At 48.8% G+C, this 15,242-nt stretch carries 17 protein-coding genes; 16 read left to right on the forward strand and 1 reads right to left on the reverse strand.

From position 1 onward, the window contains the following. Positions 1 to 2: 2 nt before the first annotated feature. The 12 genes from ACJJIK_RS13820 (at position 3) to ACJJIK_RS13875 (ending at position 10,329) form a co-directional block, all read left to right on the forward strand. Positions 3 to 1,958: a hypothetical protein gene (locus ACJJIK_RS13820; protein ID WP_444943088.1), complete on the forward strand. Its 1,956-nt coding sequence runs from the start codon at positions 3 to 5 to the stop codon at positions 1,956 to 1,958. Further along, the gene (locus ACJJIK_RS13825; RefSeq protein ID WP_444943089.1) at positions 1,951 to 4,815 is read left to right on the forward strand and encodes a tetratricopeptide repeat protein; all 2,865 of its coding nucleotides are present in this window, start codon (positions 1,951 to 1,953) and stop codon (positions 4,813 to 4,815) included. Before ACJJIK_RS13820 ends, ACJJIK_RS13825 begins: the two co-directional genes overlap by 8 nt. Continuing rightward, positions 4,802 to 5,449: a tetratricopeptide repeat protein gene (locus ACJJIK_RS13830; RefSeq protein WP_444943090.1), complete on the forward strand. Its 648-nt coding sequence runs from the start codon at positions 4,802 to 4,804 to the stop codon at positions 5,447 to 5,449. The genes ACJJIK_RS13825 and ACJJIK_RS13830 overlap by 14 nt, the downstream gene beginning before the upstream one ends. Positions 5,450 to 5,451: 2 nt before the next feature. After that, positions 5,452 to 5,730: a hypothetical protein gene (locus ACJJIK_RS13835; RefSeq protein ID WP_444943091.1), complete on the forward strand. Its 279-nt coding sequence runs from the start codon at positions 5,452 to 5,454 to the stop codon at positions 5,728 to 5,730. A gap of 191 nt (positions 5,731 to 5,921) precedes the next feature. Beyond that, positions 5,922 to 6,587 carry a MotA/TolQ/ExbB proton channel family protein gene (locus tag ACJJIK_RS13840; protein WP_444943092.1) on the forward strand — a complete coding sequence of 222 codons (666 nt, stop codon included), beginning with the start codon at positions 5,922 to 5,924 and terminating at the stop codon, positions 6,585 to 6,587. A gap of 11 nt (positions 6,588 to 6,598) precedes the next feature. After that, on the forward strand, positions 6,599 to 7,111 hold the full coding sequence (locus tag ACJJIK_RS13845) for an ExbD/TolR family protein (protein ID WP_444943093.1): 513 nt from the start codon (positions 6,599 to 6,601) through the stop codon (positions 7,109 to 7,111). Positions 7,112 to 7,123: 12 nt separating this feature from the next. Further along, positions 7,124 to 7,645 carry an ExbD/TolR family protein gene (locus ACJJIK_RS13850; RefSeq protein ID WP_444928889.1) on the forward strand — a complete coding sequence of 174 codons (522 nt, stop codon included), beginning with the start codon at positions 7,124 to 7,126 and terminating at the stop codon, positions 7,643 to 7,645. Position 7,646: 1 nt separating this feature from the next. Beyond that, positions 7,647 to 8,639 (forward strand): AgmX/PglI C-terminal domain-containing protein, encoded by a 993-nt coding sequence (locus tag ACJJIK_RS13855; protein WP_444943094.1) that lies wholly within the window; start codon positions 7,647 to 7,649, stop codon positions 8,637 to 8,639. Between the two features lie 395 nt (positions 8,640 to 9,034). Further along, positions 9,035 to 9,184 carry a type II toxin-antitoxin system YafO family toxin gene (locus tag ACJJIK_RS13860; protein WP_444943095.1) on the forward strand — a complete coding sequence of 50 codons (150 nt, stop codon included), beginning with the start codon at positions 9,035 to 9,037 and terminating at the stop codon, positions 9,182 to 9,184. Further along, positions 9,184 to 9,417 (forward strand): hypothetical protein, encoded by a 234-nt coding sequence (locus ACJJIK_RS13865; protein ID WP_444943096.1) that lies wholly within the window; start codon positions 9,184 to 9,186, stop codon positions 9,415 to 9,417. Before ACJJIK_RS13860 ends, ACJJIK_RS13865 begins: the two co-directional genes overlap by 1 nt. A 129-nt stretch (positions 9,418 to 9,546) precedes the next feature. Continuing rightward, positions 9,547 to 9,753 carry an IS4 family transposase gene (locus ACJJIK_RS13870; RefSeq protein ID WP_444945067.1) on the forward strand — a complete coding sequence of 69 codons (207 nt, stop codon included), beginning with the start codon at positions 9,547 to 9,549 and terminating at the stop codon, positions 9,751 to 9,753. Between the two features lie 102 nt (positions 9,754 to 9,855). Next, positions 9,856 to 10,329, forward strand: coding sequence for a hypothetical protein (locus tag ACJJIK_RS13875; RefSeq protein WP_444943097.1), 474 nt, complete (start codon positions 9,856 to 9,858; stop codon positions 10,327 to 10,329). 94 nt (positions 10,330 to 10,423) lie between these two features. Here ACJJIK_RS13875 and ACJJIK_RS13880 read toward each other — a convergent pair whose 3' ends face one another. Beyond that, complete coding sequence (locus ACJJIK_RS13880; RefSeq protein ID WP_444943098.1) at positions 10,424 to 10,894, reverse strand: IS4 family transposase; 471 nt, start codon at positions 10,892 to 10,894, stop codon at positions 10,424 to 10,426. 312 nt (positions 10,895 to 11,206) lie between these two features. On the opposite strand from ACJJIK_RS13880, the gene ACJJIK_RS13885 reads away from it, so the two are divergent. From ACJJIK_RS13885 to ACJJIK_RS13900, 4 genes are all read left to right on the forward strand, one after another. Beyond that, positions 11,207 to 12,322, forward strand: a complete 1,116-nt coding sequence (locus ACJJIK_RS13885; RefSeq protein WP_444943099.1) for a transposase — start codon at positions 11,207 to 11,209, stop codon at positions 12,320 to 12,322. A gap of 638 nt (positions 12,323 to 12,960) precedes the next feature. Beyond that, the gene (locus tag ACJJIK_RS13890) at positions 12,961 to 14,187 is read left to right on the forward strand and encodes a hypothetical protein (protein WP_444943100.1); all 1,227 of its coding nucleotides are present in this window, start codon (positions 12,961 to 12,963) and stop codon (positions 14,185 to 14,187) included. After that, positions 14,166 to 14,624 carry a hypothetical protein gene (locus ACJJIK_RS13895; RefSeq protein WP_444943101.1) on the forward strand — a complete coding sequence of 153 codons (459 nt, stop codon included), beginning with the start codon at positions 14,166 to 14,168 and terminating at the stop codon, positions 14,622 to 14,624. The genes ACJJIK_RS13890 and ACJJIK_RS13895 overlap by 22 nt, the downstream gene beginning before the upstream one ends. Before the next feature lie 69 nt (positions 14,625 to 14,693). Further along, positions 14,694 to 15,152 carry a hypothetical protein gene (locus tag ACJJIK_RS13900; protein WP_444943102.1) on the forward strand — a complete coding sequence of 153 codons (459 nt, stop codon included), beginning with the start codon at positions 14,694 to 14,696 and terminating at the stop codon, positions 15,150 to 15,152. Positions 15,153 to 15,242: the final 90 nt, after the last annotated feature.

The raw sequence follows: 15,242 nt of genomic DNA on the forward strand, positions 1-15,242 counted from the left end.
CCATGTACTATCGATCTTTTACCTGCACCCTATCCCTGGCGCTCGCCCTTTCAGCGGGCAGCCTCTGTGCACAGGAAGCAGAAACTGCTGCCGGTCTAGACAGCAGCGAGCAACGCGCCCCACAAAAATACCAGCGGGCTCAAGACCTGGCCTATGGAAGCACCCTCTACGATTATTTTCAGGGAAATTATTTTGCTGCCCTGAGTACCCTACTGGTTGCCCAGCAGCGGGATTCGATTCAGGTTCACCGGGACAATGCCGCGTTGATAGAGGGCGGGATCAGCCTCGGATTCGGCTTACACAGGCGCGCGGCCGAACTATTTGAGCAACAGGGCAGCTCCAACGCAGCGCCCAAATATCGCAGCACCGCTTGGTTAAAATTGGCCGAATTAAATTACCTGAACGGTGATTTTGTCAGCGCGGCGGCACACCTGCACAAGTCCGGGGTTGCGGATGCGTCCTCGCTACCACTCAACCTGGCCCTGCGCAGCAGCGATCTCAGCGCAGCACAACAGTTACTGCAGAGCAGTGGCTTATTTCCAGCGGAGCAATTACTGGGGCATATTAACCTGGCTGCGGCCTTCGCCAGGTCCGCTCAATTGCCCAGCGCTATCAACGAGTATCAGGCAGCGATTAATTTCGCAGAAACCTTAGATACCCCGTCGACAGAAATCCCCATACTCGTCGATAAAGCCCATATTGGCCTGGGTTATGCGCGGGCCCTTGCCGAGCAGCACAGTGCAGCCAGGCAAGCATTTTCCCGAGTTCGCCTCAACACCCCCTGGGCCACGCGTGCGCTTTTGGGCATGGCCTGGTCCTCCATCAACGCTGAGGACTACCAGGCGGGCATAGACGCACTACAATTTTTACTGGACAAGCACCGCTACAGCCCCGCCGCCCGCGAAGCGATGGTAGCGCTCCCCTACAGCTACGAAAAACTGCAAAACCGCCCCGTTGCCCTCAGCGCCTATCGAAATGCTGAAACTTATTACCTGCAAACACTCACAGAATTACAGCAGTTACAGCAGGCCCTGGCATCGGAGCCGCTGGCCTATGATCCCGTGCAGCGCGAAGCGTGGCGCTACGGTTGGTTACAACTGGCCCAGGCCTCCCCACTACTGCGCGACAACCAGCACTTTCTACGTCCCATTTTGCAAAGTGACCGCTTCCAACTGCGGCTGAGCGAGTTGCGCGATCTACAGCAACTGTCCCTGGTCCTACAGGACTGGCGGGACAAATTGCCCCAGTTCACCGCTCTTATCGAAGAGCGCCACCTGCGCCGCAGCGCCATTATCGATCACTACAACAGCGCCCAGTTTGACCAGCAATTGCAGCTAGCAACGCAGCAGTACGACGATTTAAGGGCGGCACTGGAGAAAATTGAACGGGAGCGCGATGCGCTGACCCTGTTGGCAACCACAGCCAGCCCCGGGGATCAGGGTGAACTCCTGGAGTTACTGCAAATTCTCACCAGCGCACAAGTGCGTCTAAACAAACTCCAGGACAGCGGCAAAGTCCGCCCACAACAGCGGCAAACCCTGGCCAAAGCTCGGGGAATTTTGCTCTGGCAAGCCAGCGAGCAGTACCACGACAAGCTGTGGCAACAGCGCAAATCCCTCCAGCAGCTCGAAGATCAATTGCGCAGTGGCCGGCAACAGCGTGACAAGACCGAGACAGAGGCGCAGCGGGGGCCACAACTGCGCCAGTTGGCCTATCGCGTGGTTAGCGCCGGCGAGCGAATACCCGCACAGCAGGCCGCCATTGATCGCGCCAGTGAATGGATTGAAGCCGACTTGCGCCGGGAAGTTATCGCCCAACTGGGTAGGGAGCAGCAGCAAATTCAAAATTATATGGCCCACACCCGCCTGGCTATCGCGCGCCTGCAAGATGCTGCGCTACAGGCGACCCCCAGCGCCGGTGGTGACAGAGAGAATAGCGGGGGCGAAGGTTATGAATAACGTCTCACAGCGGACCGGTGTATTTATCCTGCGCTCCCTGGCAATCGGTATTTGCTGTGTGCTGGCGGCCTGTGGCCAGCAACCAGTACAAACCCTGGCCGATCTGCCCCGGGCCACCGCCCCCAGCTCACCTGACGAAGTCTCCCCAACTCCGCCCGCGCAAACCGCTGCCGCGCTGGAGAACCTGCTGCAAAGTTACCGCACAGCCCTGGAGAGCCATACCAACCCCGCAGTTCAGCAACAAATCCACCTGCGCCTGGCAGATTTGGAAATGGAGCGGCTGGAACAACAGCAGTCTGATAACCCGGATAGCATTATCGACTACTCCAGCGCGGTCGATTACTACCAGAGCCTGTCCGCACAGCGCCCGCAAGATGACTACATTCTCTACCGCTTAGCCCGTGCCCGGGCACTGGATGGAGAAATGCCCGCAGCGCTACAGGCACTGGAGAAGATTGCCGGTAGTACACCGGATTCACCATTTATCGGTGAAGTTTTATTCCGCCGTGGCGAAGCGGCCTTTAATCGCAAAGACTACCGCAGTGCCGCCCGCGATTTTCGCGCACTGCTCGAGCACGAGCAGAGCCCATATAGTGACAACGCCCGCTATATGCTGGCCTGGTCAGAATTTAAATCGAGTAACTACCGCGAGTCCGCACAGATTTTTCTTCAGTCCCTGGATATTTTGCACGGTGACGCACAGGGCGAAGAGCTTCCTGTGGGGCGGCAGCGCCTGCGCGAAGACAGCCTGCGCGGACTCGCATTAAACTTCAGCTACCTCGGAGGTGCCGAAGCCATTGAAACCTTTAATCTCAATGGAGAGCCCCGCCCCTATCAGCACCAGCTGTATCGCGCCCTCGGCACCTGGTACCGGGAAAAAGAGCTATTCCGCAACAGTGCCGATACTTTTTTACATTTTGTAAATCACTACTCACAAACCCAGCAGGCCTCACAACTACACCTGCTCGCCGTTGACACCCTGCAAGCCGGCAGGCTGTACAAAGACGTTCTGCCGACGAAACGAGACTTTGTGCGGCGCTATGGTGTGAACAGTGATTACTGGCAATCCGCAGGGGAAACCCAGCAGCGGGAATTAGCCAAAACACTACGACCCTGGCTGTACGAACTAGCCCAGTTTGACCACGCCCGCGCACAGGAATTAGCCCAGCAGGTCACCAAGCTGCACACAAATAAAGTGAGAGAGCGCCGTCTTATCAGCGCTCAATCACTGGATGCCTACCGCAGTGCGGCCAGTTTGTACCGGGAATACGCCCAGACTTTTCCACAGGACCCGCGCACACCATCGATGGTATTCCTGATGGCAGAGTGCCTTGAGCAGGCCGCAGACTATCCCGCTGCCTGGCGCGCATACAGCCAGGTCGCCTGGGAATACCAGGACCCCAAGTATGCTGCCGAAGCCGGCTACGGAGCCATTCTCAGTGCAGCAAAAGTGCACCAGCAGATATCCGAACAACAGGCCGAACAGAAAATCCTGTGGCTCGACCGCAATATCGAAGCGAGCCTGAAGTTCGCCCAGCGCTGGCCCCAAGACCCGAGAGCACTGCCAGTGCAGCTCGCCGCTGCGGATAAGCTGTTACAACAATCACGCTTCGCCGAGGCTATCGCCGCCGCTGAACACGCCGATCAATGGCAACCGCCAGCCAATCGACAGCAGCAATTAAGTATTGCCATGATACTGGCGCACAGCCATTTTTCCCTGAAGCAATACCCCCAGGCTGAAGCCGCCTACACCCGCGCACTCGGCTACCAGCCCGATGAGACACTGCGCAAAGATGCCCTGCATCAATTGCAGCTATCCATCTACCGGCAGGCAGAAACCCTCCTCGCCCAACGCGAAAGTGAGGATGCCGCACCCAGTGAGGACGCCCTCGGCCACCTGCTGCGTATTCGCGATAGCGGCCGTACAGAAATCGCAGCCACCGCCCAATACGATGCGATTAATTTTCTGATGCAGCTGGGACAATGGCAACGCGCCAGCGCAGAGTTGGCAGATTTTCGCCAGTTTTACCCCGCCCACACCCTGGCCCCAACACTGGCGAGCAAGGCGATTGTTATCTTCGAAGCACTGGAAATGCCGGCGGCAGCCGCCGCCGAGTTGCTGCAATTAGCCGCGACAGATCCAGACCGGGAAGTTCGCCGTCAATCCCTGTTTATGGCGGCAGAAAACCTGCAAAAAGCCGCTGAATACCACAGGGCGATTGAAAGCTACCGCAACTACAGCAAATTGTGGCCAGAGCCCCCCGAGCAGCGCCTGGAAGCGCAATTTCAGCTTGTGGAAATCTATGCGCAGACCAAGCAGCCCAGCAAACGCAACTACTGGCTGCAACAACTCGCACAGAACGCCCTGCAATCACCGCGCGGACGCTATCTGGCCGCCTACTCACAAAGTGAACTGGCAGAGCAGAGCTATGCGAAATTTGCCGAGCTGGCACTGCGCCTGCCGTTAAAAACCAGTCTCGCCAATAAAAAGCGGGCCATGCAAACCACCGTCGCTGACTACCGCAAAGTCCTGGAGCTTGGTATTGCAGAATTCACCCCGCAGGCCAACTACCGCCTCGCAGAAGTGTATCGGCAGCTCAGCCACGACCTGATGGACTCACAGCGCCCTAAAAACCTGAACGAACTGGAATTGGAGCAATACGAAATTCTACTGGAAGAGCAGGCCTATCCTTTTGAAGAAAAATCCATAGAACTTCACGAGGCTAATATCCAGCGCAGCGTAGACGGGATTTACGACGACTGGGTTAAACGCAGTTTCCACTCCCTGGGAGAACTGCTGCCAGCACGCTACAAAAAAGAAGAAAAAACCCTGGAGTGGAGTGATGCACTGCACTGAATTGAGCGCCCCCAAAGTCTTCTCTGCCGCGCGGCCCCTAATCGCTGCGCTGCTGGCTTTTACCCTCTGCGCCTGTAGCGCTGTGCAAAAGGCAGTAGCGCCAAGCGATGGGCAAGTGGTGCAACAACACTCAGAAAACCCCTATTTGCGCGATAGCCAAAGCGTACCGCAACCGGCCCGAGTGGCAATGGATTTGGCCCGCCAATATTTTCAGGCAAACGATTTGGCCGCATCCGAAGCACAACTGTTGCCCATTACTGAAAAGTGGCCGGAACTCTCCGGCGCCTGGCTAAACCTCGCCATCGTGCAACAGTCGGCGGAGAAATACACAGAGGCCGAGCAGAGCTTTCGTCAGGCCATTGCCGCAAACGATAACAATGTATTTGCCTGGAACCAGCTCGCCGCGCTGATGCGCGACCGAGGGCGCTTTGATGAGGCACAGCAATACTACAGCGCCGCTATAGATCGCTGGCCACACTATGCCGATGCCCACCGCAACCTGGGAATCCTCTACGACCTCTACCTGCAACAACCAGGGCGCGCCCTACAGCACTATCTCGCCGCGCAAGCAGCCGGCAATGAGCAGGATAAGTTGCTCAGCGCATGGATACTTGAGCTGGAGCGGAGACTTTAACCATGAAACTGTATCTCGGATGTTTATCGGCACTATTTCTCTGCCTACAAAGCGCAAGTGCTGAAGAAATCACCACGCTGGAATCCACCGTTATCGGTAACCAGGAACAACCCAAAGTTTTATATATTATCCCCTGGAAACAGGCCGACAGTTTACAAAGGCTCGACAGCGTCCTGCCGCAAACTTTCACCTCCGTTTTTGAACATCAGGAATACTCTGAATTTCGCCGCGAAATAAAGCTACTACAGAGCGAGCCCAAAAAAATCAATAAGCGAAAGTAAAAAATAAAAACAATTTCCAAAAATCTATTTTGTGGCGCAGGGACGCGGCGCCGCTGCATTGACACAGCGAACAAATGGAAATGCCGCACTGCGCTTTAGCGCCCTGTGGTGCTTTTAATATGGCGAAAAAAGGCCGAACCTCTCATCCTTTACGCCCCAAATTTATATTTTTATCTGTGGAGAATTAAATCATGGAATTCACTCAAGCAATGCTGCGTTTCTTCCAAAATGGCGGCCCTTTTATGTATCCAATTGCGGTTGTCCTAGTAATCGGGTTGGCGATGGTGGTAGAGCGCTGGGTATTTTTAACTCGCGCCAAGAGCGCCAATAAAAAGGCCTATCAACAAGTGTTGCCCATGCTACAAAAACGCAATTACCAAAATGTGTTACAGCTGGCCCGCAATAATGACGCCGCAATGGGACGTATTGCCGCAGCCGGGGTCAACACCTTGCAATTCGCCAAGCGCGAAGAAAATATTGCCCTGGCCATTGAAGAGGGCATTCTCGAAGCCGTGCCGCGCCTGGAAAAACGCACCAACTACCTGGCTACCCTCGCTAACATTGCCACCCTGCTGGGACTGCTCGGTACTATTATGGGCCTGATTGCCGCATTTACCGCCGTAGCCAGCGCCGACCCCTCTGAGAAAGCAACCATGCTCTCCACCAGTATTTCCGTAGCGATGAATACCACCGCCTTTGGCCTGATCTCCGCCATCCCCCTGTTGCTGTTTAACTCAATGCTGCAAAACAAAACCAATGAAATTGTCGATAGCTTGCAAATGGCCGGGGTTAAATTTCTCAATCTGCTGACCATGGGACGCCCACAGAAAGCGGAACCACGCACCGCTAACGGCTAGGGGATAGCGCCATGCTGAACATCAATATTCGCCGGCGTGGACACGAGGAAGCAGAGCTCGATATCACCTCATTTATGAGCCTGATGACCATTTTGGTTCCAGTGTTACTGCTTAATATGGTGTTTTCCCATATTTCTGTGCTCAAGCTGAATTTGCCGGGTCTCAGTGCTGGCAGTTCCAGCAGTGTAGAGGAAAATCGCCAGCTGGAACTCGTTTTGCGCAAGCAGTATATCGATATTAATTACCCCGCAGGACAGCGGGTTAAGCGTATTCCACATGTGGAAAACTCAGCGGATTTCGCCACGGTATCTGTCGTTTTACAACAAATAAAACGCCAGTTGCGGGAAAAATCGATCACCAAAGATGATCTGATCATCCTGTCGGAAAAGGAAACCCCCTACAAAACGCTAGTGGCCGCCATGGATACCGCGCGCAGCTACCGGGCAGTAGTGGCCGCATCCGTTGTCGATGCCGAACTGTTTCCGCAGATATCCCTCGGCGATGCGCCGGAGTTAGCAAAATAGCGGGGCCAAACCATGAAGATAAATGCAGCCGCAAAACTACAACAACGCAGGCTAAGGCAGAAAAAACAGCAGTCAAAACTGAACCTGGTATCACTGATGGATATTTTCACCATCTTGGTATTTTTCCTGTTGGTAAACTCAACCAGTGATGTACAGGTTCTACAGACGGATAAAACGATCAAGCTGCCCAAGTCCACCTCACAACAAAAACCCGAGGTGACGACGGTGGTGCGGGTTAACAACCAACAGCTGTTTGTCGGGGATCGCTTTATCATCGATATCGCTGATATCGACCCCAGTGCAGAAAACATTCAGCCACTGGTAACCGAGCTTAAATACCGCGCTGAGCGCGCTGGTGAGCTGAGTGAGGCCGAGAAAACCTTGGGCCGCGCTGTGACCATTATGGGGGATGAGCAGGTCCCCTATGAGCTGCTAAAGCAGATCATGCACGCCTGCGCCGCTGCGGACTTCCGCGATATGTCTTTTGCTGTAGAGCAAACTGCAGCGGAAGACCCCTCGGTGGTGGAGTCCTGATATGAGCACAGCAAGCATAAGTTACGCCCCCTGGCAGCTACAGGAAACTGTATTGCCTTGGTCCGCCTCACGAGAGGAGGATCAGCGCTTTATCAAGCTATTGCGCGCAGGCCTTATCGCCCTGGCCATCAGTGGCATTGCCGTTGCACTGGCGCCAGTCCCCGAACTCACCCGGGAGCAGGCCGAAAGGATACCGCCACAGCTGGCCAAAGTGATTCTGGAAAAGAAGGAATTACCTAAAGCCAAGCCCAAGCCAAAACCCACAGTGCAGAAGAAGCCAGAGGAGAAGAAAAAGCCCGAAGAGCAGCCCAAGCAAAAAGCGGAAACGCCCGACAAACTCAAACCAGTAGAAAAGCCGCGCAAGGTTGAAAATCCTCCGGTTGCCAAAGTGCAGCAGGCCCGAGAGAAAGCCGCCAATAGCGGCTTGAATGCACTCGCCGATGACTTACTGGATATGCGTGAGAGTTTTAGCAGCGCAGAAGTCAGTCGGGGTCAGCTCAGTGCGGGCAATGCAACTGCTACTAAAATCGAACGCAGTATGATTGCAGATAAGTCGAAAGCCGCCAGTGGCGGCGTTGCCGCCGGCAAGGTGAGCCGTGATACCGGAGGTGTATCACTAGCCGGCCGTGAAAGCACCCGGGTACAGAGTACCCAGGCGACGGGATCGGCCAAAGAAACCGTCGCCAAGGCCAGGGGGCAAAAATCCATACGCACCGATGACTCTATTCGCAGTGTTATGGAGGCCAATAAAGCGGCCATTATTGCCATCTACAATCGCGCACTGCGCAGGGACCCAACTCTCCAGGGAAGGCTCACGGTGCAGTTGGTGATCGCCCCGAATGGTGCTATCGCCTCAATCAAACTGGTAGAGAGCGAACTCAATAATCCGGCATTAGAGCGCAAGTTATTGGCGAGGATTCGCATGATTAACTTTGGTTCTGCTAACGTTGAAAGCACTACCAAAAACTATTCAATCGATTTCCTACCCTCTTAATTTTTAAATAGAGCGCTTAGCAGCATGGCGACACAGGGAGGTGGCGCCATTTATAGAAGGCCAGGTTACAGCTCAGTGCTAGAGCAATCCCTGAGTATATTTCTATGAATTCCAGCCCCTTACATAACTGCCCTGTAAAAAAGACTTAGGGATTCCCTTATCCCCCCACTACACGTTTAATTTTCAATAGCCATAAAGACTGTACAAGGGTACCCAAACATACCCAAGGTCCTCGTCGCTAAAGCATAAAAATCTGAAATGGCATGAAATTCATCCATAGTAGATTTTTCAGTACTTACATAAAGCGCCTCAACAGAGGCTAGAATAACCTTTATCAATTTATTGTTCTTTCTCAAACTGGCTAAAATTCTATAAAAATCATTTATTACAATGACTTGGAGGTAGCCTCAAACGGTATTATATATGATGACCGATACCTTCTAATTGCGATAGTGTGGGAAGATGCGTATGAGTTTCTTGAAAAAGAAAACTCTAAGTTGTGGGACTACGCACTTGAAGCAGAAGTGTTTAGGATGAAAAATTGATGGCAAACTTAAAAGATGTTAAGTGGACCAAGGGAGATACCCCGAAGAAGCAGGGTGTATACATTATCGCTGTCGAAACTTGTGGAATCGCCTCAAGTAGCGCCTCTTATTGGAGTCCCGTTGAGGGCTGGACAAACATTGCTCCGAATGACGAGGTAAGAGGTTTTATACGCTTGGAAAATGTTGTTAAGCAGCTGCCGTATTTCTGGGAAGATGACGGTGAGGGGTATTAATCGCAGTTTTTCCATATATGATTAAGCAGGGCCTCTCCGGAGGCATAGCTGGGGCTGGGTTTTAGAGCAGAGCAGCGAATGCTAAACTGCATTGCGATCTATATGATTATTGGTTGGTGACTACATTCGCTGACTACACGAGCACGAAGGCTTCCCGATACGTCGTGTACGAGTGTCTATTCTGAAAAAGAATGGCGCATGATATGGGTAATGCGAGATAAAACCACCCCGCCAAATGAACCTCCAAGCATAAGGGAGATAACTCGCATGCTGGCAGGTCTAGGAGGCTTTCTGGCGCGTAAAGGGGATGGTGAGCCTGGAGTTAAAACCGTTTAGCAGGGCTACACCAAGCTACTCCAGTATATTGAAGCAGCAGAGGCTTTAAATAAGCTTAAATGATGTGTATAAAACACAGGCAAGGCGTTACGTGTCACAAATATGATTAGCCTGAAAGATTTGTCGGAAAAAGGAATGCTTGGTGAAGTGTATATCACTATGCACTCAGATAGAGTCAAGGAGTTGATCGGTGAACCTGATTATACTGCCGGAGGCTCTCGCAAGCATAAGTGGGAAAATATCTGGCAATACGGAGATCTTGAATTAGGCTTCGATCAAGTAACAAGAGAGCTCTGTCACATAGCAATCGACTTTTGGGGAGAGGATAGGATGCCGGAGCAGGGAGAAGCACTGGGGTTTGATCCCTGGATCTTTAAAAGCTCCTTGCCGTTAAATGACTTTCTAGCTGAGTGTAGAACTGAAAATATTGAGATTATCGAATTAGAAGAGCCATCGAGCGAAAACTCTAGGGAGTTTGTAACTGAAGGAGGCATGCATCTAATTTTCGGTGAAACTGATCTTGGTCAGCAAGAAGCTTTAATTAAACTGGTGGTGTCGGAGTATGAATACACGTAATAAGGCCAAGCACGATCGCAAATGCAAACATTTGCTGGACCTCCGCCGCTTTGCGGCTCCGGCCCGCGTTGGCAGGCGCTGTGTTTTATACACATTATTTAAGTCCATTTAGAGCTTCTGCTGCCTCAATATAATGAAGTAGCTTGGTGTATCCCTGCCAAACGGTTTTCACCCCTGGCTCACCATCCCCTTTACGCCCCAAAAAACCTCCTAAACCTGCCAGCATGCGGGTTATCTCCCTCATGCTTGGGGGTTCATTTGGTGGAGTAGTTTTATCTCGCATCATCCATATCATACGCCATTCTTTTTCAGAGTAGGCACTCGTACACGGTGCTTCAGGAAGTCTTCGTGCTCGTGTAGTTATCGAATGTAGTCGCCATCCAATAATCATATAGATCGCAATGCAGTTCAGCATTCGCTGCTCTGTTCTAAAACGATTACTTTCTATCTGACATCCACCTTTTAACACTCGAAAATAGGTTTCAATTTCCCACCGGCTTCGATACCACTCAATGATAACCCTCGCCTGCTTAAAGTCTTCAACTGGAAGATCCGTCAACAGCATCTACTCAATCCCTTTCTCACCCTCTGGCAGGGTTAATTCTTTAGCCAGTACAGCATAGAGAGAAAGTGGTCTTTTAGATTTTCCTTTTCCTAGTAATCATATTTTAGTAGTCGATACGCTGACTTTGGCTTTTCTTCCAGGTTCTCCATTCCGCCTGGGAATATCTACCGTGTATTGACCAATAGATTTCTGCTCATTCATATCAACACTTCGGACAGTTTTGAGGGGAAAATTGGGGGCGTGGTGCTGAAATCCATGGGCGGAGACTGAGAGAATAAGGTTTACGAAGTCTAATTAACGCAGTAACCGCCCATGGAAGACACAATTAAAACAGTTTTTGCCAAAATGTCCAATGTTGGTAAGCCCCAGCAGAAATTTATGATGGCTCTATTGTCGGTACTGATGGTCTTTCGAGGCAAGGCGACCTATCTGAATCTGGCCAGATTCAGTACCTCAAGTGAGAAACGTTATCGACGCTGGTCACATAGATGCTTTGACTTCACCCAGTTTAACACCACATTATTTGCCAGCGAACTCCAAGAAAATCGTGAATGTGTCGCCGCTACTGATGCCAGTTTCATCAGTAAATCCGGCAAAAAGACTGATGGCCTAGGGTGGTTTTATAACGGCAGCGTTGGAGAATCACAACGCGGCCTTGAGATCTCTACGATCAGAGTCACCGACTTGAAGACAAATACTGCCTATGCCATAGATTCCCAACAAACGATCGATGAAGAAGGAAAATCGAGGGTTGAACAATATGTGAGCCATGCTCTCAAAGTTCTACCGAAGTTGCTTAATCTTGGGATTAAATACCTTGCAGCAGACGCATTTTATAGCAAAAAGACATTTGTTAACCCAATTCTTCAGGAAGGAATGCATATCGTTGGAAAGTTACGGATTGATGCTAATTTGCAGTGGCTATACGAGGGGCAATACAACGGTCAGGGGCGCCCTAAACGGTTTGACGGAAAAGTTGACCTTGAAGATTTATGCCGTTTTGATTTTTCTGGAATTTTTGATGCCAAAGTTAAAGTCTACACGAAGGTGGTGCACGCCAAATTTTTAAAACGCGCCATACGCGTGGTGCTGCTCAAGCCTATTGATGACGATAAAAAAGGAAGTGCGCTACTGTATTCTACAGATACGAATTTAGATGCAGTTAAATTAGTCTCGTACTACAAATCAAGATTTCAAATAGAGTTCTTATTCAGGGATGCGAAGCAATACACCGGATTAACTCACTGCCAATCTGCACGAAAGGAAACCATAAACCTTCATGTTAATGCGTCGCTGACAGCGCTGAATTTGCTGAAATTTGAAGGTCGCAGAGAGACGCAGACAGATGCACCTACAGTTATCTCAATCGCCAGCTGGAAGCGCCGCAAGTTCAACCAGCATCTGATGAATAGGTTTTTAGCAGCTTAGGTCTGGACCGAAGCTGTGAAAAAGTCAGCTATATTTATGATCGCTACAGCGATTACGGGGCAATTGCGGCATAAAAGTGTCCGAAGTGTTGTCAGTTAGTACTTGGTGAAAATGTATCACAAGTTAACCGGGTTAAATGCTATATCGATGTATATAATGAATACGGATAGATTTCGCACAGTCGTAATCTATCCGGGTTTCCTGAAAATATGAGATATTAATCACCTCCAGTTTATCAGTCTTGGCTAGGCTCCTAAAAATTTAGCAAAACTTCTATCTTAGCGAGTTGGAAAATATATTGATCTCTTAGGTTTCTGCAAGGTAAGCTACCGCCGTTTTGCCATTCACATTCAAGCCCTATATAAGCATTCGAGTTATACCTAGTGAGTACTTGCAAAACACTTATTTGTTAATGATCTTGGCGAATCGGTCAGAAAGTGAGAGCGAGTAAACCAACCCTTCGTTGCCCGCTAAAGGTGGGGATAAACTTAGTCACTAGAGAAAAGGATTCTCAACATTAAAATTGAAAAAGAACAACTATATAAAGCTAAGCATGAACGCCAACCAATCTCGCTAGATCTTTATTTCGAGGCTTCTTTCACTCTAGCTTTTCGCAGAAAATTTAGACACTATAATTTATGAAAAGACTACTTACCATTCTCACAGCTACCTTAATCCTTCTTTTGTTAATAACACAAATAGATGATGATTTAAGCAAAGAATCTATAGATCTAATTGAGCGTACTCACGGCAAAAATACAAGTGAATCATATCTTTATTTACACGGTATATTTGCCAGTGAAGAAGAAGATCCGATAAGTGTTGGCAGTCAACTTTTATCTGAATATCGAAAATTGGATACTGATGACACCTATGAAATTATTGAGTATCCAGACTCAAAGAAAATCGCATCACCAACAGGAAAGGATTTTTGTCAGGTATGGGAAGATGATTGCCTGAAACACCTATTTTCATCCCAGCTTAATATCGAAAATCTATTGAGTGAACACCACGTATTGGTTTCCCGGGTAGATAGATTTTTTGAATTTAATGAATACACAACACTGTCGAAGCCAACCATTCACGAGTTGTTTCCCCCCTATCAATACATTGCTGCCGCCAATAGAATAAAAACACTTGAAGCAATCGCTGCTTATAGAGGTGGGGATGCTCAAAAGGCCTTAGATTCTCTGTCACTCCAGTTTTCAAAATTAAGAAGATCAATGAAATTGCAGGATAATCTTATAGGAAAACTAGTATTCCTTATGAAGCTATCAGAAATTGTCGATGTGATGAGTATCATTTTATCCAATTGTGACACTAAAGCAAGATTGATTCCCAGCTTAAGTCAAACGGAAAAGAGCTTTTACATGATCGCAGCTAGAGAATTTGGGATGTCATACTACATCTTCAAAAACTTGGATAAAAATCCAGAATTTTTTTCACTGGATGGCAAGTTTCCCGGCTGGCTTACGCGTATTGTATACAAACCAAATATGACAATAAATTCCATTACCCCTATATACTCAGATTTAGAGCGATTGACACAGCTATCCCCTGCTGACTTTGCAAAGCAAATCGAATTTGCTAATAATACTCCTCTTTCTACGTCTAAACTGAGAAATTATATCGGCAGTGCCTTAGTGTCTATTTCCCCAGAATATACTGAGTATGCCGGCAAGTTCCATGATTTCGAAGCTAAATTAGCGATGTATAATCAGCTTCACCACTTAAAACTTGAAATTGGTAATATGACAAACCCCTATTACGGAAATGAGGCCCCCAAAAACTCTAACGGCAGCTTGTGTTTCAGTGGGCCATTAGAAGATAAAAGGTCTTTACGGTGTTTGAAGGTAAAACTATAACAAGCTATCAATTAACACACTTTCAAGTACACAGCGATAACACGAGCGTTAAAAAAGCTATGATCAACTTTATACAAAGTATTACTGAATCTGAGATGAAATTTATTGCGCAAGCAGATTATGGATCAGATGCAGACATCTATTACAAGGATCTTCGAAACGTAATTTTTGAACAACAATGTATCTTAACGCTAGAGCAGCACTATTACCCCGGTGAGGTTATCTCTCTTTGTTCTCATTATCTCACGCCCAAACATGAGCGCGAATTTTCGATTTGTATTTGCTTAGTACTACTGAACCGTGGTGTCTTTAGCCTCAATGAGGACAATTTACAGGTATGGTTTAATGAAAATAAAAGCTTATATCGGAGTCTTGATCCAAAACATGGAAAAATAATTTTTGATGCGTTTTCGTGGGCAGGTTTTGTTGCCGACTGACAGGCTTTACACCAGCCAGCACTCTGCACACACCAACGATCACACTTAATATTATATCCATATAAGAACATGAAGAAACTTTATTTAAACAGCATATATGTAGGAAATTTGGAATACGGTACTACTGATCAGTCATTCCTAAAGGGCAGGTTTATTGCAAATAAAAACTGGCCAGCCTTCAAGGATGACTTCTTTAAAATAGAAAAAATTCATGAGCTTTATGGAACTGACTATCAAAAGTGGAATAAGCAGAGAGAGGCTTACTGGTTAACACTAGATAAACTGTTGATAGAGACAGAAGACAAATTTGGATATAAAGAAATATATAACTTCACTCAATTTTTTATTGGTAGAGATAACACGTTTAGCCACCGACGCCCCTTACGAAGCTTAATTTATGCTGAATGGCATACAATGCTTTCGACTGGACCTACCTTTAAAAATAGAATTAAAGCCCTAAAACTGTATTGCAAATATAAGAAAAAACTTAAGCCGCACCTTCAGCGAAGATCCGAATATATACAATAAAGGACACTCTACGCAGCTTAAAGCTACATTCCGACGCACCGAAAAATATTCCAGTCCCTTCTAGTGCAGAAGAATAATTAGACTTCTCAA

The sequence above is a fragment of the Microbulbifer regidiadema (SeqCode) genome (assembly GCF_052466995.1).